General features: G+C 46.1%; 15 protein-coding genes. 12 read left to right on the forward strand and 3 right to left on the reverse strand.

Annotation, left to right across the window (positions count from 1 at the left end; genetic code table 11):
• Nucleotides 1-51 precede the first annotated feature (51 nt).
• The 4 genes from pcrA to ACW5MY_RS03650 all read left to right on the forward strand — a co-directional run bounded on the left by pcrA (nucleotide 52) and on the right by ACW5MY_RS03650 (nucleotide 6746).
• Nucleotides 52-2271 carry a DNA helicase PcrA gene (pcrA, locus tag ACW5MY_RS03635; RefSeq protein WP_013351293.1) on the forward strand — a complete coding sequence of 740 codons (2220 nt, stop codon included), beginning with the start codon at nucleotides 52-54 and terminating at the stop codon, nucleotides 2269-2271.
• A 24-nt stretch (nucleotides 2272-2295) separates the two neighbouring features.
• On the forward strand, nucleotides 2296-4302 hold the full coding sequence (ligA, locus tag ACW5MY_RS03640; RefSeq protein WP_014469864.1) for an NAD-dependent DNA ligase LigA: 2007 nt from the start codon (nucleotides 2296-2298) through the stop codon (nucleotides 4300-4302).
• 15 nt (nucleotides 4303-4317) lie between these two features.
• A complete protein-coding gene (locus ACW5MY_RS03645; protein ID WP_289394201.1) occupies nucleotides 4318-5514 on the forward strand; it encodes a CamS family sex pheromone protein in 1197 nt (398 codons plus the stop codon).
• A gap of 236 nt (nucleotides 5515-5750) precedes the next feature.
• On the forward strand, nucleotides 5751-6746 hold the full coding sequence (locus ACW5MY_RS03650; RefSeq protein WP_013351296.1) for a phosphotransferase enzyme family protein: 996 nt from the start codon (nucleotides 5751-5753) through the stop codon (nucleotides 6744-6746).
• 36 nt (nucleotides 6747-6782) lie between these two features.
• Here the strand turns inward: ACW5MY_RS03650 and ACW5MY_RS03655 are convergent, their stop codons facing one another.
• Both ACW5MY_RS03655 and putP read right to left on the reverse strand, forming a co-directional pair.
• On the reverse strand, nucleotides 6783-7475 hold the full coding sequence (locus tag ACW5MY_RS03655; protein WP_013351297.1) for an MgtC/SapB family protein: 693 nt from the start codon (nucleotides 7473-7475) through the stop codon (nucleotides 6783-6785).
• A gap of 120 nt (nucleotides 7476-7595) precedes the next feature.
• Nucleotides 7596-9074, reverse strand: a complete 1479-nt coding sequence (gene putP / locus ACW5MY_RS03660; RefSeq protein ID WP_013351298.1) for a sodium/proline symporter PutP — start codon at nucleotides 9072-9074, stop codon at nucleotides 7596-7598.
• A gap of 421 nt (nucleotides 9075-9495) precedes the next feature.
• On the opposite strand from putP, the gene gatC reads away from it, so the two are divergent.
• From gatC to gatB, 3 genes are read left to right on the forward strand one after another with little or no spacing between them, the layout of a single operon-like run.
• Nucleotides 9496-9786, forward strand: a complete 291-nt coding sequence (gatC, locus tag ACW5MY_RS03665; RefSeq protein ID WP_003155732.1) for an Asp-tRNA(Asn)/Glu-tRNA(Gln) amidotransferase subunit GatC — start codon at nucleotides 9496-9498, stop codon at nucleotides 9784-9786.
• Between the two features lie 14 nt (nucleotides 9787-9800).
• Complete coding sequence (gene gatA, locus ACW5MY_RS03670) at nucleotides 9801-11258, forward strand: Asp-tRNA(Asn)/Glu-tRNA(Gln) amidotransferase subunit GatA (RefSeq protein ID WP_013351299.1); 1458 nt, start codon at nucleotides 9801-9803, stop codon at nucleotides 11256-11258.
• A 13-nt stretch (nucleotides 11259-11271) separates the two neighbouring features.
• Nucleotides 11272-12702 carry an Asp-tRNA(Asn)/Glu-tRNA(Gln) amidotransferase subunit GatB gene (gene gatB / locus ACW5MY_RS03675; protein ID WP_014469865.1) on the forward strand — a complete coding sequence of 477 codons (1431 nt, stop codon included), beginning with the start codon at nucleotides 11272-11274 and terminating at the stop codon, nucleotides 12700-12702.
• A gap of 34 nt (nucleotides 12703-12736) precedes the next feature.
• Here the strand turns inward: gatB and ACW5MY_RS03680 are convergent, their stop codons facing one another.
• Complete coding sequence (locus ACW5MY_RS03680) at nucleotides 12737-13591, reverse strand: TetR/AcrR family transcriptional regulator (RefSeq protein ID WP_013351301.1); 855 nt, start codon at nucleotides 13589-13591, stop codon at nucleotides 12737-12739.
• A 129-nt stretch (nucleotides 13592-13720) separates the two neighbouring features.
• On the opposite strand from ACW5MY_RS03680, the gene ACW5MY_RS03685 reads away from it, so the two are divergent.
• The 5 genes from ACW5MY_RS03685 to ACW5MY_RS03705 all read left to right on the forward strand — a co-directional run bounded on the left by ACW5MY_RS03685 (nucleotide 13721) and on the right by ACW5MY_RS03705 (nucleotide 21810).
• Nucleotides 13721-16864: an efflux RND transporter permease subunit gene (locus ACW5MY_RS03685; RefSeq protein ID WP_013351302.1), complete on the forward strand. Its 3144-nt coding sequence runs from the start codon at nucleotides 13721-13723 to the stop codon at nucleotides 16862-16864.
• A gap of 152 nt (nucleotides 16865-17016) precedes the next feature.
• Nucleotides 17017-17928, forward strand: coding sequence for a diacylglycerol kinase (locus tag ACW5MY_RS03690; protein WP_013351303.1), 912 nt, complete (start codon nucleotides 17017-17019; stop codon nucleotides 17926-17928).
• 145 nt (nucleotides 17929-18073) lie between these two features.
• On the forward strand, nucleotides 18074-19450 hold the full coding sequence (gene rlmD / locus ACW5MY_RS03695) for a 23S rRNA (uracil(1939)-C(5))-methyltransferase RlmD (protein WP_013351304.1): 1377 nt from the start codon (nucleotides 18074-18076) through the stop codon (nucleotides 19448-19450).
• Nucleotides 19451-19644: 194 nt separating this feature from the next.
• Nucleotides 19645-21597 carry a DUF2075 domain-containing protein gene (locus ACW5MY_RS03700; protein WP_289394202.1) on the forward strand — a complete coding sequence of 651 codons (1953 nt, stop codon included), beginning with the start codon at nucleotides 19645-19647 and terminating at the stop codon, nucleotides 21595-21597.
• Nucleotides 21598-21627: 30 nt separating this feature from the next.
• The gene (locus ACW5MY_RS03705; protein ID WP_127721167.1) at nucleotides 21628-21810 is read left to right on the forward strand and encodes a hypothetical protein; all 183 of its coding nucleotides are present in this window, start codon (nucleotides 21628-21630) and stop codon (nucleotides 21808-21810) included.
• Nucleotides 21811-21834: the final 24 nt, after the last annotated feature.

A 21834-nucleotide genomic window follows, 5' to 3' on the forward strand; every position in this document is an offset into this window, starting at 1 on the left:
AGACGAATTTGATTTATGATAGAACATATGTTTGATAGGCGGTGAACGGATATGAATTATATTAGCAATCAATTATTAAGCGGATTAAATCCCGTTCAGCAGGAAGCGGTTAAGACGACGGACGGTCCGCTGCTTCTGATGGCGGGAGCGGGAAGCGGAAAGACACGTGTGCTGACGCACAGAATCGCATACTTAATGGCGGAAAAACACGTCGCGCCATGGAATATTCTGGCGATTACATTTACAAATAAAGCCGCCAGAGAAATGAAGGAGCGGGTCGAGAGCATTCTCGGGCCCGGCGCGGATGAAATCTGGATATCCACCTTCCACAGCATGTGCGTGCGGATACTGCGCAGGGATATTGACAGGATCGGCATCAACCGTAACTTCTCCATTCTTGATACGGCTGATCAGCTCTCCGTTATTAAAGGGATTTTGAAAGAGCGGAATATCGATCCGAAAAAGTTTGATCCGAGAAGTATTTTAGGCTCCATCAGCAGCGCAAAAAACGAGCTGATCGAACCGGAGGAATTCGCAAAAACGGCCGGCGGCTACTATGACCAGGTCACGAGTGACGTGTATGCCGATTACCAGAAAAAACTGCTGAAAAACCAATCGCTCGATTTTGATGATTTAATCATGACGACGATTAAGCTTTTCGAGCGTGTGCCGGAAGTGCTTGAGTTTTACCAGCGCAAATTCCAGTACATTCACGTAGACGAGTACCAGGATACGAACAGAGCGCAATACCTGCTTGTTAAGCAGCTTGCTGCCCGTCTTGAAAATATCTGCGTCGTCGGTGACTCCGACCAGTCCATTTACAGATGGCGCGGCGCGGATATCGCGAATATCCTTTCTTTTGAAAAAGATTACCCGAGCGCAAACGTCATTCTGCTCGAACAAAACTACCGCTCCACAAAGCGGATTCTGCAAGCGGCCAACGAAGTGATTAAAAACAACTCAAACCGCAAGCCGAAAAACTTGTGGACGGGGAATGACGAAGGAGTCAAGCTTTCTTATTACAGCGGCGACAATGAATTCGGCGAAGGCCAATTCGTCGCGGGCAAAATTTATGAGCTGAACAGCTCGGGCCGGCGGAAGCTTTCCGATATCGCGATTTTATACCGGACAAACGCCCAGTCCCGTGTTATTGAGGAAACCCTTTTAAAAGCCGGACTGAACTACAATATCGTCGGCGGAACAAAGTTCTACGACAGGAAAGAAATTAAAGACATTCTCGCGTATCTGCGCCTTGTGTCAAACCCGGACGACGATATCAGTTTTACAAGGATCGTCAATGTGCCGAAGCGGGGTGTCGGCGCCACTTCGCTTGAAAAAATCGCTTCATACGCGGCGATGAACGGGATGTCACTGTTCCAGGCGATCAAACAGGTTGATTTCATCGGCGTCAGTGCCAAAGCGGCAAACGCGCTTGACGGCTTTGGCGCAATGATTGAAAATCTGACGAATATGCAGGATTACCTGTCCATTACGGAACTCATGGAAGAAATTCTCGATAAAACGGAATACAGAGAAATGCTGAAGGCTGAAAAATCAATTGAAGCCCAAAGCCGTCTTGAGAATATCGACGAGTTTCTTTCTGTGACGAAAAACTTCGAACAAAAAAGCGAAGACAAGTCTCTCGTCGCGTTTCTGACCGACTTGGCGCTGATTGCGGATATTGACCAGCTCGACCAGAAGGAAGAGGAATCGGGCGGAAAGGATGCCGTCACGTTAATGACTCTGCACGCCGCTAAAGGGCTTGAATTTCCTGTCGTGTTCTTAATGGGCATGGAAGAAGGCGTGTTCCCGCACAGCCGCTCCCTGATGGAAGAAGCTGAGATGGAAGAAGAGCGCAGACTCGCATATGTAGGCATTACAAGGGCGGAAGAAGAACTGTATTTAACGAATGCCAAAATGCGCACCCTATTCGGACGCACCAATATGAATCCGGAATCCCGCTTTATCAGGGAAATACCTGGCGATTTATTGGAGAACCTAAATGAGAAGAAAAACCCGCGCATGCAGCCGGGGAGAAAAATGCAGCCGAAACGCGGGCCCGTATCCCGTCCTGTTTCCTACGCGAATAAAACAGGCGGCGACTCGCTCAGCTGGGCTGTCGGCGATAAAGCGGGCCATAAAAAATGGGGCACCGGAACGGTTGTCAGCGTAAAAGGAGAAGGCGAAAGCACGGAGCTTGATATCGCATTCCCGAGCCCAGTCGGCGTGAAGCGGCTGCTGGCCGCCTTTGCGCCGATTGAAAAGCAGTAACCTGAAGAGGAAAGGAAGAACATGATGGACAAAGAAACAGCGAAACACCGGGCAGATGAATTGCGCCGCACCATCGATCAGTACAGTTACGAATATTACACCTTAGATGAACCGAGCGTACCGGATTCCGAGTACGACAGACTGATGCAGGAGCTGATTGCGATAGAAGAAGAGCACCCGGAGCTCAGAACGCCTGACTCGCCCACACAGCGGGTCGGGGGAGCGGTGCTTGAATCATTTCAAAAGGTGCAGCACGGCACGCCGATGCTCAGTCTCGGCAACGCATTTAACGATGATGATCTTCGCGATTTTGACCGCCGCGTCCGTCAGGCTGTCGGGGACGGCGTCGCTTACAATGTGGAGCTGAAAATAGACGGTCTTGCTGTTTCTCTCCGTTATGAAGACGGCTATTTCGTCAGAGGCGCGACAAGAGGAGACGGAACAACGGGCGAAGATATTACGGAAAACTTAAAAACGATCCGCAACATTCCGCTGAAAATGAAACGAAACCTTTCCATAGAAGTGCGCGGAGAGGCGTTCATGCCGAAACAGTCATTTGAAGCGCTCAATGAAGAACGGCTGAAACATGAAGAGGAGCCGTTCGCCAATCCCCGGAATGCTGCTGCGGGCTCACTCAGACAGCTCGATCCGAAAATTGCAGCGAAACGAAATCTTGACATCTTCGTCTACAGTATAGCGGAGCTTGACGAAATGGGTGTGGAAACACAGAGTCAGGGCCTGGATTTTCTGGATGAGCTCGGTTTTAAAACAAACCAGGAACGGAAACAATGCGCCACGATAGATGAAGTAATTGAAATGATCGAGGAGCTGCAGGCGAAGCGGGCCGACCTCCCGTATGAAATTGACGGAATCGTCATCAAAGTCGATTCGCTCGACCAGCAGGAAGAGCTCGGGTATACGGCAAAAAGCCCGCGCTGGGCGATTGCATATAAATTCCCGGCAGAAGAGGTCGTGACAAAACTTCTCGATATCGAACTGAATGTCGGAAGAACAGGCGTCATTACGCCGACCGCCGTTCTGGAACCGGTAAAAGTCGCGGGAACGACGGTCTCAAGAGCATCGCTTCATAACGAAGATTTAATTAAAGAGAAGGATATCCGCATTCTCGATAAAGTGGTCGTTAAAAAAGCGGGCGACATTATCCCTGAGGTCGTCAATGTCTTAATTGAACAGCGGACCGGAGAAGAAAAAGAATTCAATATGCCGACCGTCTGCCCTGAGTGCGAAAGCGAGCTTGTGCGCATTGAAGGAGAAGTCGCGCTGCGCTGCATCAACCCGGAATGTCCGGCGCAAATCAGAGAAGGCCTGATCCACTTTGTTTCACGCAACGCGATGAATATTGACGGACTCGGAGAACGTGTCATCACACAGCTTTTCCGTGAACATCTCGTCCGTAATGTCGCTGATTTATATAAGCTGACAAAAGAACAGGTCATCCGGCTTGAGCGGATGGGAGAAAAATCAACTGACAATCTGATCAGCTCCATCCAAAAATCGAAAGAGAATTCATTGGAACGCCTGCTGTTCGGTCTCGGCATCCGTTTTATCGGCTCAAAAGCGGCCAAAACACTCGCCATGCATTTTGAAAGCCTGGAAAATCTGAAACAAGCCACGGAAGAAGAGCTGCTGGCAGTAGATGAAATCGGTGAAAAGATGGCCGATGCCGTCATCACCTATTTCCGAAAAGAAGAAATGCTTGAGCTTTTGAATGAACTGGAAGAGCTCGGTGTGAACACACTCTATAAAGGCCCGAAAAAAGTAAAAGCGGAGGACAGCGACTCTTATTTTGCCGGCAAAACCATCGTGTTAACCGGAAAGCTTGAAGAGCTGTCCAGAAATGAAGCCAAAACGCAGATTGAAGCGCTCGGCGGAAAGCTGACGGGATCTGTCAGCAAAAAAACAGACTTGCTGATTGCCGGAGAAGCGGCCGGAAGCAAGCTGACAAAAGCGCAGGAATTAAACATTGAAGTATGGGATGAAGCACAGCTATTGGGAGAGCTAAAGAAATAAGAGGAGTGTTTTCTATTGAAAAAGATGTTGGCATTGGCGGCGACGGCAACGGCGGCAGTATTGATGCTGTCAGCCTGTTCGCCGAGTTTCGGGGGAAACAAAGAGGAAGAGATCACGCAGAAAACGGCAAAGTCTTCTGAAAAAGCGATCATACCGAAATATAATATCTCTGATTGCTACTATAAGATGGTGCTTCCGTTTAAGGCCGGAAAAGCGCGCGGGCTGACCGCGGACCGGCTGAATACGAGGCTGGACATCGATGAATTCGAGACGGGACTGATGCGGCTCGCCCAAGACACGTTCCCGACGGATGACTATTTGTATCAGGAAGGCCAGTATTTAGATGAGGATACGGTACTCAGCTGGCTTGACCGCAAAAAAGAAGGCAGTGATCTGAAAAAGGCGAAAAAAGCAGACGCCAACTTCCAGAATCTCGGCTTAAATCCGGTGCTGCCAAACTCGGGATCGGCAAAAGAGAAAAACGAAAACAGCCCGATTTACTTAGCGTCTATGCTTGAGCAGGATTACTTAGTAAGAAAAGATAAAAACAGCATCCAGCTTGGCGGTATCATGATCGGTCTCGCTCTCAACTCTGTATACTATTATCGCGAAAATACAGGGGATCCGCAGCAGGAAGTGGAGCTCAGCGACAAAACGATCCGCAGTCATGGTGAAGAAATCGCCCAGGAAGTCGTTAACCGTCTCCGGAAAATGGATAACCTGAAAAATGTGCCGATTACCGTCGCCCTTTATAAACAAGCGCCGAAGACATCAATCGTACCGGGGAATTACATTGCGAAAACAGAAGTCAAAGCCGGCTCATCCACCATTTCAAACTGGGATGATGTCAAAGAAAAGTACGTGTTCTATCCGGCTGATACTGACACAGCAAAGAAATACCCTGACGATTCCGAAGTGTTTAAACGCTTCAAAAACGCGATCGACAGCTACTTCCCGAACTACACCGGAGTAGTCGGAACGGCGATGTATGAAAATGATGAAATGAGAAAAATGAAAATTGAAATCCCGATGCAATTTTACGGAAAAAGCGAAGTCATCGCTTTTACCCAATACTTAACGGGTGAGCTGATGGATTATTATTCAAAAGGCTCAGTCGATGTCGAAATCAACATCACCTCATCAGACGGCCAGGAAGCGCTTATCGTCCGCAATGCGGGTGACAAAGAACCGACCGTCCATATTTACGATTAACCAAGATGCCCTTGTTCATGTCTATATGAGCAAGGGTTTTTTATTGTGTATATCGTTGGTGAGAGAGATGAGGTATGTTATGATATTTGTATAATTAGGGATTAACAGGAAAATACATTCGTTTATAGGCGGATTTTACTAATCTGCTATGAACAAAAGAAGGGCAGGAATGTTGATGAATGACATTTGCTGAGTACTCACGTCACCGACAAAAGTTAAGAAGAGGGTGAATCAGCATGCATAAAGATATTCAAGCGATTTTTGAGGAAGATAAGGTGCTGGCCAAAGCCGGTGAAATATACGGATTTACTAAGTTTCAATTTATTGCGGACGCAGAGAACTACGTATACGAAATTGTAAAAGATAATCAAGCTTATATCTTAAAAATTACGCATACGATCCGCAGAACACCGGAATATATTTTCGGGGAAATGGAATGGCTTCATCATCTGACAAAGGGCGGGCTTTCGGCAGCAAAACCGATTCCTTCATTAAATGGCAGAGATGTCGAAGAAGTGCCGGACGAAAAAGGCGGAGCGTTTTTGTTCAGAGTCTATGAAAAAGCGCCCGGACGCAAAGTGGAGGAATCAGATTGGAACGGGTCTCTGTTTTATGAGCTTGGCAAGTATACGGGGAACATGCATCGGCTGACGAAAAGCTACAGTCTGAGCGACCCGAAATATAAAAGGCAAGAATGGGATGAAGAGGAGCAGCTGAAGCTAAGAAAATATGTGCCCGAAGATCAGCATCTTGTATTCGAACGGGCGGATGCTTTAATGGAAGAACTGCGGCAATTGCCGAAGAACCCGGAAAACTACGGCCTTGTGCACGCCGATTTGCACCATGGCAATTTCAACTGGGACAACGGAAAAATCACTGCATTTGATTTTGATGACAGCGGCTACAATTGGTTTGTGAATGATATCAGTATTTTGCTGTACAATATTTTGTGGTATCCGGTCATCCCGTATGAAGACAAGGTTGCATTTACAGAGGAGTTTATGACTCATTTTATGAAAGGGTACAAGGAAGAAAATGATCTTGATCCTGCATGGCTTGAAAAAATTCCGGATTTCCTCCGCCTGCGCCATATGCTGATCTACGGATTATTGCATCAGGCGTTTGATCTTGACTCACTCGGGGATGAAGAGCTTGAGATGCTGAAAGGTTTCAGGCGTGATATCGAAAACAAAACACCGATTACTGAATATAACTTTACCTCCCTCGTATAAAAAGAAAAACGCCGGCTGAATCCAGTCCGGCGTTTTTTATAACGTATCACACTTCACTCCGACGACACCCTGGATTTCTTTAATATCATAATACACGTCAGTGGTGTAGCGGTTTTTATGGACACTGATTTTCACTTCCATAATCGGATTTTCTGTTTCACGCAGATCGTCAATCCGGACCGAGTGAATGCGGAGCTGTTTGCTTTTCATTTCCTTTAGAATCTCGGTCATTTTATCTTTGTCGGAAAGAGACATCCTCACGCGGATATCTTTCTCCTTCAAGCGATTGGGACCGACTTTTCTGATCAGCCACGGAAGAAATTCGACGCTGATCAGGATAAACAAGAGGCTTGCGAATGCCTCCTTATAAAAGCCGGCGCCTGTGGCCAGACCCAGCCCGGCTGCGCCCCAGATGATAGCCGATGTCGTCAGACCGGAAATGACGTCATTGCTTTTGCGCAGGATCACGCCCGCACCGATAAAACCGACGCCGGAAATGATTTGGGCGGGAAGGCGGAGCGGGTCCATCATGATACGGTAATATTTCGGAAAGTGATATGCCGCATTAATGCTGACGATCGTCAGCATACAGGAGCTGACGGCGATGACGATACAGGTTTTCAGTCCTAACGGTTTATTTTTCAACTCACGCTCAAGACCGATGATCATACCGATCAGCGTGGCAATGCCCAGCTTTAATAAAATGTCCGGTTCGATAGGCCAGCTCAATTTACACAGCACCTCCGCAGTTTTTCTTATAGTAAATTGATATGATTTTCTCACAGTATTTATAGCAGGACAAGTGCGCAAGAAAAAAGCCGTCAGGGATAAGATCTGACGGCTTTTTGTCTATTTCTTGTTTTTCAAAAGAGCTTCCATCCGGCTGAACAGCTGATAAGAAGCATCGGCCGGTTTTTTGGTCAGCAGGCTGACGGCAATACCGGCAATCAGACTGAGGAAGAACCCCGGAATGATTTCGTATACGCCGGTTGAAGCGGCAAGCCCTGTCGTAATCCAGATCAAAACGGCCGCGGCTCCGGTAATCATCGCCGCAAGCGCTCCCCATTCATTCATTCGTTTCCAGTACAGACTGAGCAAGAGTGCCGGGCCGATAGCCGAACCGAAGCCTGCCCACGCATAGCCGACCAGGTCAAGAATGGTGCTGTTCGGATTCATGGAAAGCAAAATGGCGATAACGGCCACGATCAATACCGACAAGCGTCCGGTCATGACCAATTCTTTATCGCTCGCTTCCCGTCTGAAAAAGGCGCGGTATAAATCTTCCGTAATGGCGCTTGCCGTTACGAGAAGCTGTGACGAGATGGAACTCATAATCGCCGCTAAAATCGCGGACAGCAAGAAGCCCGTAATCAGCGGATGGAATAAGATTTTAGAAAAAATAATGAAAATCGTTTCCGGATCTTTTACGGAGACTCCGAAGTGATGAGAATAAGCAACCCCGATAATCCCGGTAAGCAATGAACCGACAACTGAAATAGCCATCCAGCTCATCCCGATTCTGCGGGCGGGTTTTAAATCCTTCACTTCTTTAATCGCCATAAATCGTACGATGATATGAGGCTGGCCGTAATAACCGAGTCCCCATGCCAAATAAGAAATAATGCTAATGACGCTCGCGCCTTTAAAGACATCCAATAGTTTCGGGTTTACGGCGTTGATCGAATCAATCGTCGTCGAAACGCTCCCGAGCTGGGTAAAAGCAACGATCGGCACAAGCACTAATGCCGCAAACATGATCGCTCCCTGTACGAAGTCAGTCAGGCTGACAGCAAGGAAACCGCCAAACAGCGTGTAAAGCACAACAACACCGGCCGTTAAAAATAAACCGAATTTGTAGTCGGCGCCGAATGCCGATTCAAATAACCTGCCTCCGGATACCATTCCGGACGATGTGTACAGTGTGAAAAAGATCATAATAATCACGGCGGAAACAATTTTCAGCAATGATGATGAATGGCGGAACCGTTTATCGAAGAAATCGGGAATCGTAATCGCATCATCCGCAACTTCCGTATACGCGCGAAGCCTCGGAGCAAGCAGCAGATAATTTGAATACGCGCCGATCGTCAAACCGAGCGCCAGCCATAAGGTTGATAAGCCCGTTGCGAACATTGCGCCGGGAACCCCCATCAGCATCCATGCGCTCATATCCGCAGCACCCGCGGACAGCGCCGTTACGAACGGGCCGAGTCCTCTTCCGCCCAGCATGTAATCATTGATATTCGTTGTCTTCCTGAATGCGTACCAGCCGATTAACAGCATGGCAGCAAAATAAATCCCAAGAGATATAATTAATTCAATACTCACGTTTTTGGACCCTCTCTTCTTTCAAGTAAATGTTGCATCACCTCTGTAGATTAGTAGTGCCGGAATTTTGCGCCGGCGGTGAGCCTTTAGTCATCATTACATGCGGCTCGCATGATTTTGTGCAGGCTATGGTTACTAAACCTAACAAAGTATCCCCGATCAATCAACTCTCGAAACCCGCCCCATTCAAGGAAAAAATCCCCGCCAACATAGAACAGCTTAAAGATGAAAACGCTACCAATAAATTATAAAAGTAAAAATTTTCTGACATATAATTCGTTTCTCTTTCTCCCCGATTTAGGATAAAATAGAGAAGGTTTCATCATGCCTCAGAAGGCGGCGTTTTGTTGCTTTAGAGGGCTCGTTTTTGATATGATCAGTATTATATGACGAAACGGAGAATTATGCGGAGGTGGATCTTATGTCACGAATTTCTATAGAAGAAGTAAAGCATGTCGCTCATTTGGCGAGACTCGCCATTACGGATGAAGAAGCTGAAATGTTCACAGAACAGCTTGACAGCATCATCTCGTTTGCCGAGGAGCTTAATGAAGTGGACACGGATAACGTGGAACCGACAACACACGTGCTGAAAATGAAGAACGTAATGAGAGAAGATGAAGCGGGTAAAGGCCTTCCGGTCGAGGATGTCATGAAAAATGCTCCCGATCATAAAGACGGCTATGTCCGTGTGCCATCTATTCTGGATTAAAGGAGGGAGACAGTATGTCATTATTTGATCACAAAATCACAGAACTGAAACAAATGATACATAAAAAAGACATCAAGATTTCCGATCTTGTTGATGAATCTTACAAACGGATCGCATCCGTGGATGATAAGGTGCAGGCGTTTTTGCAGCTTGATGAAGAAAGAGCCCGCGCTTACGCGAAAGAGCTTGACGAAGCGGTTGACGGACGGTCTGAACACGGTCTTCTCTTCGGAATGCCGATCGGCGTCAAAGACAACATCGTGACCAAAGGGCTTCGCACAACATGCTCAAGCAAAATCCTCGAAAACTTCGATCCGATTTACGATGCGACGGTAGTGGAGCGCCTTCAAGCAGCTGAAGCTGTCACAATCGGTAAGCTGAATATGGACGAGTTCGCGATGGGTTCTTCTACTGAAAACTCCGCGTATAAAGCGACGAAAAACCCTTGGAATCTTGATACGGTTCCCGGCGGATCAAGCGGCGGTTCCGCAGCTGCGGTTGCCGCGGGCGAAGTGCCGTTTTCACTCGGATCTGATACGGGCGGCTCCATCCGCCAGCCTGCTTCTTTCTGCGGCGTCGTCGGATTAAAGCCTACATACGGCCGCGTGTCCCGTTACGGTTTGGTCGCTTTTGCGTCTTCATTAGACCAGATCGGACCAATCACAAGAACCGTGGAAGATAACGCATTCCTGCTTCAGGCGATTTCAGGCCCGGACAAAATGGACTCTACGAGCGCCAATGTCGAAGTGCCGGACTTTCTTTCTTCATTAACGGGCGACATTAAAGGCTTAAAAATCGCCGTACCGAAAGAATATCTCGGAGAAGGTGTCGGCAAAGAAGCGAAAGAATCCGTTTTAGCCGCTTTAAAAGTGCTTGAAGGACTCGGAGCGACATGGGAAGAAGTATCTCTGCCGCACAGCAAATACGCGCTTGCGACATATTATCTGCTGTCTTCTTCCGAAGCGTCCGCGAACCTTGCGCGCTTTGACGGCATCCGCTATGGATACCGCACAGACAATGCGGACAACCTGATCGATCTTTATAAACAGACACGCTCTGAAGGCTTCGGCAACGAAGTGAAGCGCCGCATCATGCTCGGCACCTTCGCGCTCAGCTCAGGCTACTATGACGCGTATTACAAAAAAGCGCAAAAAGTGCGCACGCTCATTAAGAAAGATTTTGAAGACGTATTTGAGAAATACGATGTCATCGTCGGACCGACAACACCGACACCGGCATTCAAAATCGGCGAAAAAACGAGCGACCCGCTCACAATGTACGCCAACGATATTTTAACGATCCCTGTCAACCTCGCGGGTGTGCCGGGAATCAGCGTGCCGTGCGGATTTGCGGACGGCCTGCCGCTCGGACTGCAAATCATCGGAAAACACTTCGATGAAAGCACTGTATATCGTGTCGCTCATGCTTTTGAGCAGGCAACAGATCATCATAAAGCGAAACCTGAACTGTAAGGGGTGAAATGAAGTGAACTTTGAAACGGTAATCGGACTTGAAGTCCATGTGGAATTAAAAACAAAATCTAAAATTTTCTCAAGCTCACCGACGCCATTCGGCGCGGAAGCGAATACCCAAACGAGCGTCATCGACCTCGGCTATCCCGGCGTGCTGCCCGTTTTAAACAAAGAAGCGGTCGAATTCGCGATGAAAGCCGCAATGGCTTTGAACTGTGAAATCGCAACGGATACGAAGTTTGACCGGAAAAACTATTTCTACCCGGACAACCCGAAGGCATATCAAATTTCTCAATTTGACAAGCCGATCGGCGAAAACGGCTGGATCGAAATCGAAGTCGGCGGAAAAACGAAAAAAATCGGCATTACCCGTCTTCACCTTGAAGAAGATGCGGGAAAACTGACGCATACGGGCGACGGCTATTCCCTCGTTGACTTCAACCGCCAAGGCACGCCGCTTGTCGAGATTGTATCTGAGCCGGATATCCGCACACCGGAGGAAGCTTACGCATACCTCGAAAAGCTGAAATCAATTATCCAATACACAGGCGTTTCCGACTGTAAAATGGAAGAAGGTTCACTGCGCTGTGACGCCAACATTTCCCTCCGTCCGATCGGCCGGGAGAAATTCGGCACAAAAACAGAGCTGAAAAACCTGAACTCCTTCGCGTTCGTGCAAAAAGGCCTTGAGCATGAAGAGAAACGCCAAGAGCAGGTGCTTCTGTCAGGCGGAGTCATTCAGCAGGAGACGCGCCGCTACGATGAAGCGACGAAAAAAACCATTTTAATGCGTGTCAAAGAGGGTTCAGATGACTATCGCTATTTCCCAGAGCCTGACCTTGTCGAGCTCTACATTGATGACGAATGGAAAGAACGCGTAAGAGCAACCATTCCTGAGCTTCCGGACGAGCGCCGCAAGCGGTATATCGAAGAGCTCGGCCTGCCGGCTTATGACGCAATGGTGCTGACGCTGACGAAAGAAATGGCTGATTTCTTCGAAGAAACGGTCAATAAAGGCGCAGAAGCCAAACAGGCGTCAAACTGGCTGATGGGTGAAGTTTCAGCTTACCTGAACGCCGAACAAAAAGAGCTTGAGGATGTCGCGCTGACTCCGGAAGGTCTTGCCGGCATGATTAAGCTGATTGAAAAAGGGACCATTTCATCTAAAATCGCGAAAAAAGTCTTCAAAGAATTAATTGAAAAAGGCGGCGACGCTGAAAAAATCGTCAAAGAAAAAGGCCTTGTGCAAATTTCTGACGAAAGCGTGCTTCTGAAGCTGGTCACAGATGCGCTTGACAGCAATCCGCAGTCAATTGAAGACTTCAAAAACGGAAAAGACCGCGCGATCGGCTTCCTTGTCGGGCAGATTATGAAAGCCTCAAAAGGACAGGCCAACCCGCCGATGGTCAACAAGATCTTACTTGAAGAAATCAAAAAACGATAAAAAAAAGCAGCCGCCTGTAAGGGCGCTGCTTTTTTTATATGGTAAGGCTGAAATGAGTTTCAATGGAAGCCCGCAGTGTTTCAATCTGTTCATTTCCGCTGCCGGCCAAATTGGACAGCATTCCTTTAATAATCGGTTTTCGCGGCTCTTCCTTCTGGCATTCCTCTTCAATGACTTCAAGCGATACGAGAACGTCCTCAGGCAGCCCCTGCTGCGCTTTTGCCATTTGAATATCCGCGAGCAGTTTTTCTCTGTCCGCCGCGGGCTGAGTAAAGATATCCTCAGATAAAAGCGGGTCGGGATTGTCTTTTATCAGTCCCGTAATCAGATCATCAATCCTGGCAATCAGAAAGGCCGCCACATTTTCCGTCTGAAATGCCGTATGTTCATTAAAAATCAAGAAATGGATATAAGAGCTTACAATTCCTTGCGCCATAACGGATGCATCCGCCAGAAACGGTGTGACGGCATCTCCGTAAACGGAGAGCAGAGCATCCCGGTACAGCATGTTAAATTGAATATTGACCTCATGAAAATACTGTTTTACCTTTTGATTTTCGGGAATGACCTTTTCGCTCAGCAAGAGAATGATAAAATCCTTGTGCTCCATAAATTCCCGGAATTGATAAGCAATTTGTTTTTGGAATACGTCCTTAGGCGGTTTATGCTGATGTTCTGTTTTGATTTTCTTTATTTCTTCCATAGACATGCCGATGTAATACTCACATGCTGACAGCAAAAGGTCTTCTTTTGATTTGAAATGAAGGTAGAAAGCACCTTTTGAGATCCCGCACTCACCGGCGATTTCCTGAATTGTAGTTGAAGAAAACCCCTTTTTGGCAAATAAATGGATGCCTGTTTTAATGATTTTCTCTTTTTTTTCGTTCATGACGTGCTTCCCCTTAATCCTTGAAAAATTTAGAAAAATTTACTGCCTTATTGGTTGACGATGTTGAGTTATACCGTTTAGTATTATATAGAATGACCAGTCAGTCAATAAAAAATAACGGAGGACATGATGAACCACATTATTAACTTTGTACTGAAGAACAAATTCGCAGTTTGGCTGATGACGATTATCGTTACTGTAGCAGGGCTGTATGCCGGTCTGAATATGAAGCAGGAATCCATACCGGACGTCAACATGCCTTACCTCTCAGTAAATACGACTTATCCCGGAGCTGCTCCGAGTCAAGTTGCGGATGACGTGACGAAACCGATCGAGCAGGCGGTGCAGAATTTAGAAGGAGTGAACGTCGTATCGTCCACATCCTCTGAAAACGTCTCATCGGTTATGATTGAATATGATTACAACAAGGATATGGACAAGGCGAAAACCGAAGTCGCTGAAGCGCTGGATAATGTCAGCCTTCCCGACGACGCGAAAAAGCCCGACATTTCCCGTTACAGCATCAACTCTTTCCCGATTTTGACGCTCAGTGTGACAAGTGATAAAAGCTCGCTTGAAGATCTGACCAAAAACGTGGAAAACACTCTCGTTCCTAAGCTTGAAGGCATCCAGGGCGTTGCGTCCGTGCAAGTTTCCGGACAGCAGGAAGAGCAGGTGGAATTCTCTTTCAAAGATAAAAAAATGAAAGAGTACGGACTTGATGAAGATACCGTCAAGAAAGTAATCCAAGGCTCTGACGTCAATACGCCGCTTGGATTATACACATTCGGCAACAAGGAAAAATCAGTTGTCGTTAACGGAAATATTACGTCAATTAAAGATCTGAAAGATATGAGAATTCCGGTCACATCTTCTTCCGCAGCTCAAGGTCAAGCAGGCGGCGCGGGTGCGGCATCTGCGGCGGACGCTCAGGCTGCGCAGCAGGCACAGCAAAGCGCATCAGCAGGGGTTCCGACGGTTAAGCTTTCTGACATTGCCGACATTAAAGATGTGAAAAAAGCAGAATCCATTTCCCGCACGAACGGAAAGGACAGCATCGGAATTAATATCGTAAAAGCCAATGACGCCAACACGGTAGAAGTGGCCGATGCGATTAAAGATGAACTGAATCAATACAAAAAAGACCATAAAGGGTTCAAGTACAGCTCGACTCTTGATATGGCCAAGCCGATTACAGAGTCAGTGGATACGATGTTAAGCAAAGCGATTTTCGGCGCGATCTTTGCGGTCGTGATCATTCTCTTATTCTTAAGAGATATTAAATCAACGATGATTTCTATCGTTTCCATCCCGCTGTCACTGCTGATTGCGCTTCTCGTGCTGAATCAGCTTGATGTCACTTTAAACATTATGACGCTCGGTGCGATGACGGTCGCCATCGGACGGGTAGTCGATGACTCCATTGTCGTTATCGAAAACATTTACCGCCGCATGAGGCTGAAAGATGAGCCTTTACGCGGAAAACAGTTGGTGCGTGAAGCGACGAAAGAAATGTTTAAACCGATCATGTCATCAACGATCGTAACCATTGCCGTATTCCTGCCGCTTGCCATGGTCGGCGGACAGATCGGCGAACTGTTTATGCCGTTTGCATTAACAATTGTTTTCGCGCTTGCCGCATCATTGTTGATTTCCATCACACTGGTGCCAATGCTTGCGCACAGTTTATTCAAAAAATCGCTCACAGGCGCGCCTGTTAAAGCGAAAGAGCATAAGCCGGGCAGATTGGCCGATTTCTATAAAAAAGTGCTGAATTGGTCATTAAGCCATAAATGGATTACATCCATCATCGCGGTTCTGATGCTTGTCGGCAGTTTGTTCCTCGTACCGCTGATCGGCGCGAGCTATCTGCCGGCACAAGCGGACAAAACGATGCAGCTCACATATACACCTGAACCGGGTGAAACGAAAAGCGAAGCTGAAAAAGCTGCGCAAAAAGCGGAAGACATGCTGCTTAAACGCAAACATGTCGATACCGTCCAGTATTCATTAGGCTCGCAAAGCCCGCTCGGCGGAAGCTCGAACGGCGCATTGTTCTACGTGAAATACGAAGAAGACACACCTGATTTTGACAAAGAAAAAGACAATGTCTTAAAAGAAATCAAAAAAACATCCAGCCGCGGCGAATGGAAAACGCAAAATTTCAGTTCGTCAGGCAACAACAATGAATTAACGTACTATGTGTACGGAGATTCAGAGTCTGATATTAAAGGCACGGTCAAAGAAATCGAAAGCATCATGAAAAAGCAAAAGGATCTGAAGGACGTAAACTCAGGCCTTTCCAGCACATATGATGAGTACACGTTCGTCGCTGACCAGGAGAAGCTCAGCAAGCTCGGCTTAACGGCTTCGCAAATCTCCCAGGCCCTGATGTCTCAAACGTCACAGTCTCCTTTGACAACGGTGAAAAAAGACGGCAAAGAGCTTGACGTGAATATCAAGACTGAAAAAGACCAGTATAAGAGTGTGAAAGAATTAGAGGATAAAACCATCACATCGCCTGCAGGCCAAGAAGTAAAAATCGGCGATGTGGCGAAAGTGAAAAACGGCACGACATCTGACACCATTTCCAGACGCGACGGCAAAGTGTACGCTGACGTAACGGCAACCGTCACTTCTGACAACATCACGAAGGTGTCATCAGCCGTTCAAAAGAAAGTTGACAAACTGGATAAGCCGGACAATGTATCGATCGATACCGGCGGTGTATCAGCGGATATTGCTGATTCCTTTACGAAACTCGGCTTAGCGATGCTTGCCGCAGTCGCCATCGTATACCTCGTTCTTGTGATCACGTTCGGCGGAGCATTAGCGCCGTTTGCGATTCTGTTCTCGCTTCCGTTTACGGTCATCGGCGCATTAGTCGGACTGTATGTATCCGGAGAGACAGTCAGCCTGAATGCCATGATCGGTATGCTGATGCTGATCGGAATCGTCGTCACAAACGCGATTGTCTTAATTGACCGCGTCATCCATAAAGAAGCGGAAGGCTTATCGACGAGAGAAGCGCTCCTTGAAGCCGGCTCTACGAGATTGCGTCCGATTCTGATGACGGCGATCGCGACAATCGGCGCCCTGCTTCCATTGGCATTGGGCTTCGAAGGCGGAAGTCAGGTCATATCTAAAGGACTCGGTGTCACCGTTATCGGCGGTTTAATCAGTTCAACTCTGCTTACCCTTCTGATTGTACCGATCGTATATGAAGTATTGGTGAAATTCCGTAAGAAAAAACCTGGAACGGAAGAAGAGTAAGACAGCGGGCCTTGGCTCCTTAAATGGAGCCAGGGCCTTTTTTCTTCTGCCAATTCCTGTACATATTGTTGCGATTTTCTCAAGTCATAGTATAATTAAAGGTTGTTAGTGTTAATAATGGATCGGATACTCTTAAGTAGGATGATGAGATAATGAAACGTGCACGCATAATATACAATCCGACTTCAGGACGTGAGCTTTTTAAGAAAAATCTTGCCCAGGTCCTGCAAAAATTTGAACAAGCCGGTTATGAAACCTCCACCCATGCCACCACATGTGCGGGAGATGCCACTCATGCCGCAAAAGAAGCCGCTTTGCGGGAGTTTGACCTAATTGTCGCAGCCGGCGGAGACGGAACGATTAATGAAGTCGTCAACGGCCTTGCGCCGTTAGACAAACGACCGACGCTGGGCGTCATTCCGGTCGGCACGACAAATGACTTCGCCAGAGCGCTGGGCATTCCGAGAGAAAATATACTGAATGCCGCTGATACCGTCATTAACGGCGTGGCCCGCCCGATCGACATCGGCCAGGTGAACGGACAGTACTTTATCAATATCGCCGGCGGAGGCCGTCTGACGGAGCTGACGTATGATGTGCCAAGCAAACTGAAAACGATGCTCGGCCAGCTTGCTTATTATTTAAAAGGAATGGAAATGCTGCCTTCACTTCGTCCGACAGAAGTCGAGATTGAATATGACGGCAAGCTGTTTCAAGGCGAAATCATGCTGTTTTTAGTGACGCTGACCAACTCGGTCGGCGGATTCGAGAAGCTGGCCCCTGATTCCAGCCTGAATGACGGCATGTTTGATTTAATTATTTTGAAAAAAGCCAATCTCGCGGAGTTTATCAGAGTCGCGAGCATGGCGCTCAGAGGCGATCATATTAACGATCAGCACATTATTTACACAAAAGCGAACCGTGTGAAAGTCAATGTATCAGAAAAGATGCAGCTGAACCTGGACGGCGAATACGGCGGCATGCTGCCAGGCGAATTCGTGAATCTGTACAGACATATTCACGTCGTCATGCCGAAGGAGAAAGCTGAACAGCTGGATGATTAATACGCGGACAAAATCCTAAAACAGTATTCGTTTTAGGATTTTGTCATCTTTTCAGCGTGATCGGAAACCTTTGAAGGCCTGACAGATTTGAAGGTTTGCCAGCACGCTGAAACAAGGCTATTGGTAAAACTAGAGGTGATTATAGATGAAAATGAAACCCCCGGTAGAAAAAAATGAATACTATGACGTGACATTTGAGGATTTGACGCACGAAGGAGCGGGGGTCGCAAAGATTCAGGGCTTCCCGATCTTCGTGCCGAACGCCCTGCCCGAGGAAAAAGCGCAAATCAAAGTGACACGCGTCAAAAAAGGCTTCGCTTTCGGCCGCTTGATTGAGCTGAAGGAAGAAAGCCCGCACAGAACGGATGCCCCGTGCCCGATCTACAAGCAATGCGGAGGCTGCCAGCTTCAGCACATGACCTACGAGGGCCAGCTCTTGTTTAAACAGAAACAAGTCAAAGACGTTTTAGAACGGATCGGCAAGCTGGATCTGTCCAGTGTTATCGTGCACCCGACACTCGGCATGGAAGACCCGTGGAACTACAGAAACAAAGCGCAGGTGCCGGTAGGAGAAAGAGAAGGCGGACTCGTCGCCGGATTTTATCAGCAAAGAAGCCATGACATCATCGACATGAGCGCCTGCCTGATTCAGCAATCTAAAAACGACGAAGCCGTCCAAGCGGTCAAAGACATTTGCGCAAATTATGGCGTCAAAGCCTACAATGAAGAACGCCACAAAGGCTGGCTCCGCCATATCATGGTGAGATACGGCGTCGTCACAGGCGAAATGATGATCGTCTTCATCACAAGAACAAGCGATTTTCCGCACAAAGCGAAGATCATCGAAGACATCACGGCGCAATTTCCGCACGTCAAATCAATCGTGCAAAACATCAACCCAAACAAAACAAACGTGATCTTCGGAAACGAAACAAGCGTCATCTGGGGCGAAGAATACATCTACGACCTCATCGGAGACGTCAAATTCGCCATCTCCGCCAGATCGTTCTATCAGGTCAACCCGGAACAGACAAAAGTGCTCTACGACAAAGCGCTTGAGTACGCAGAGCTTCAAGGCAAAGAAACCGTCATCGACGCCTACTGCGGCATCGGAACCATTTCTCTTTTCTTGGCGAAGCAGGCGAAAAAAGTATACGGCGTCGAAATCGTGCCGGAAGCCATCGAGGATGCGAAACGCAACGCTGAGCTGAACGGTATCACAAACGCGGAATTCGCAGTCGGAGAAGCAGAAACCGTGATTCCAAAGTGGTACGAAGAAGGCATCACGGCCGACACCCTTGTCGTCGACCCGCCAAGAAAAGGCTGCGACGAAGCCCTCCTGCGGACGATCATCGAGATGAAACCGAAGCGGGTGGTGTACGTGTCATGTAATCCTGGCACGCTTGCAAGAGACCTGCGGGTGCTTGAGGATGGCGGATATCAGACCCTCGAAGTGCAGCCGGTGGATATGTTCCCGCATACGAATCATGTGGAGTGTGTGGCAAAGCTCGAATTGAAATAAAGCAGTGTTCTCTTTTTGAGAACGCTGCTTTTTTTATATTAGTATGTGAAGGATCCTTTTTAATTATTAATTACAAAGAGCATATTAAAACAGATTAATTTGAAGAAAAATGGTATTCTCAATATAACTCAATTTAGTTATTTTGAGTGGCGAATTATAGAGATAACGTAAAAAGTTAATGAAAAGGTGAAACAATGATAGTCTATGAAGCTACAAAAGAAGAGTTTTTAAGTGATGTGTTTGACGATAAGTTGGTAACAAATATTTGTAAAAACTACAATGATAAAATTGGCAAAATCAATGAGAGAGAGGTTAGATCTTGGGATAACTCTATGCAGTATATGTATAGGGTATTAAGTGATAGAGAAATTCCTAAGGACGCAGGAATTGCTATTGAGTTCAAAATACCCAATACTTCAAAGCGTATTGATTTTCTTATATCTGGATCAGATAAGAATGATCGTTCATCTGTTGTGATTGTGGAACTTAAACAATGGGAGAAGGTAGAGAAAATTGATAGTAAAGAGGCCATCGTTAAAACGTTTATAAATAAAGGAATTCGCGAAACAACCCATCCATCTTATCAAGCCTGGTCATACGCATCGTTAATAAAGGATTACAATGAAAATGCGCAAAAAGAAGATATCAACCTATATCCTTGTACATACTTACATAACTATTTGAATCAGGGTACAGACGATCCATTAACTGATTCAATATATGAATATTATATAAAAGAAGCTCCGGTTTTTATCAAAGGTGATTCAGGTAAGCTTCGTGATTTCATTAAAAAGTATATTAAGTATGGAGACAGCAAAGAAATCCTATATACAATAGATAAAGGAAGAATACGGCCTTCAAAGTCTCTTCAAGATTCGTTAAACAGTATGCTTCAAGGTAATCGAGAGTTTATGATGATTGATAATCAAAAAGTTGTGTATGAGACGGCCTTACATTTGGCGAATGAGGCATTACGTACAAACACTAAACAAGTTTTAGTTGTAGAAGGCGGGCCAGGTACAGGAAAATCTGTTCTTGCTGTAAATTTATTAGTAGAAGCAACAAACCGAAGTCTCGTTGCACAATATGTAACAAAAAATGCAGCTCCCAGAAATGTATATGCTACTAAGTTAAAACAAAACTTTCGGAAAGGGCACATTGATAATTTATTTAAAGGATCGGGCAGTTATGTCAATGCTCCATCAGGTGAATTTGACGTTTTAATTGTTGATGAGGCGCATCGATTAAATGAGAAATCCGGTTTATTTAATAACCTTGGGGAAAATCAAATTAAGGAAATAATAAATGCTTCCAAACTTTCTGTTTTTTTCATAGATGAACATCAAAGAGTAACGTTAAAAGATATTGGCAGTACTGATACAATCCTTAAATTCTCAAAAGAATTAGATGCTCAGGTTACAAATATGAAACTGGATTCACAGTTTCGTTGCAATGGTTCAGATGGTTATATAAGCTGGTTAGATGATGTTCTTCAAATTCGGGAAACTGCGAATTCTAATTATATTGGAATGAACTACGATTTTCGTATATATAGAAATCCAAATGAATTGCGTAAACAGATAGAAGATCTGAATAAAGTTAATAATAAAGCTCGAATAGTTGCTGGTTACTGTTGGGATTGGGTGAAGGAAGGAAAAGCTAAAACAGAATTTCATGATATAGAGATTCCTGAATATCAATTCGGAATGAGTTGGAATTTAAATAACTCAGACACGTGGGCAATTGGCGAAGATTCTATTAATGAAATAGGTTGTATACACACATGCCAAGGTTTGGAATTTGATTATGTAGGTGTAATTATAGGAAATGATCTAGTGTGCAGGGATGGAGTAGTATTGACTGATCATTCAAAGCGGGCGAAAACAGATACCTCCTTACGTGGTTTGAAGAAAATGCTAAAGCAAAATTCAGAAGAAGCTGAGAAGCTTGCAGACGAAATTATTCGCAACACATACAGAACTTTGATGACCCGGGGACAAAAAGGCTGTTTTATTTATTGTATAGACAAACAATTAGAAAATTACTTTTTTAAAAGGCTGAAACATATGCAAATGAATTACAAAGAGAATGAGTTCTTTAAGTCTTCATTAGTTGCTGAAGAAAAAGCCACATATAAGCACCAATGAAACCTTTTTTAATTATTTATTAAAACGGAATTGGGAAAAACATCACGCTATGATCTTATACCTTTAAAAAGAGCAGGGAGGCAAGATTTTGCGATAACTGTTAAAGGCTTTTTAACGAATGCGACTAAAATTTCTACCGTTTTTGCAGAAAAAGAAAAATCTATTTGTGCAGGAGATCCTTACAAAGCTTCTCAACAAAGTGGCGATGGTTAATGACTTGGGGAATTAAAGCATAAT

This window comes from Bacillus sp. Bwzl_19, assembly GCF_054900515.1.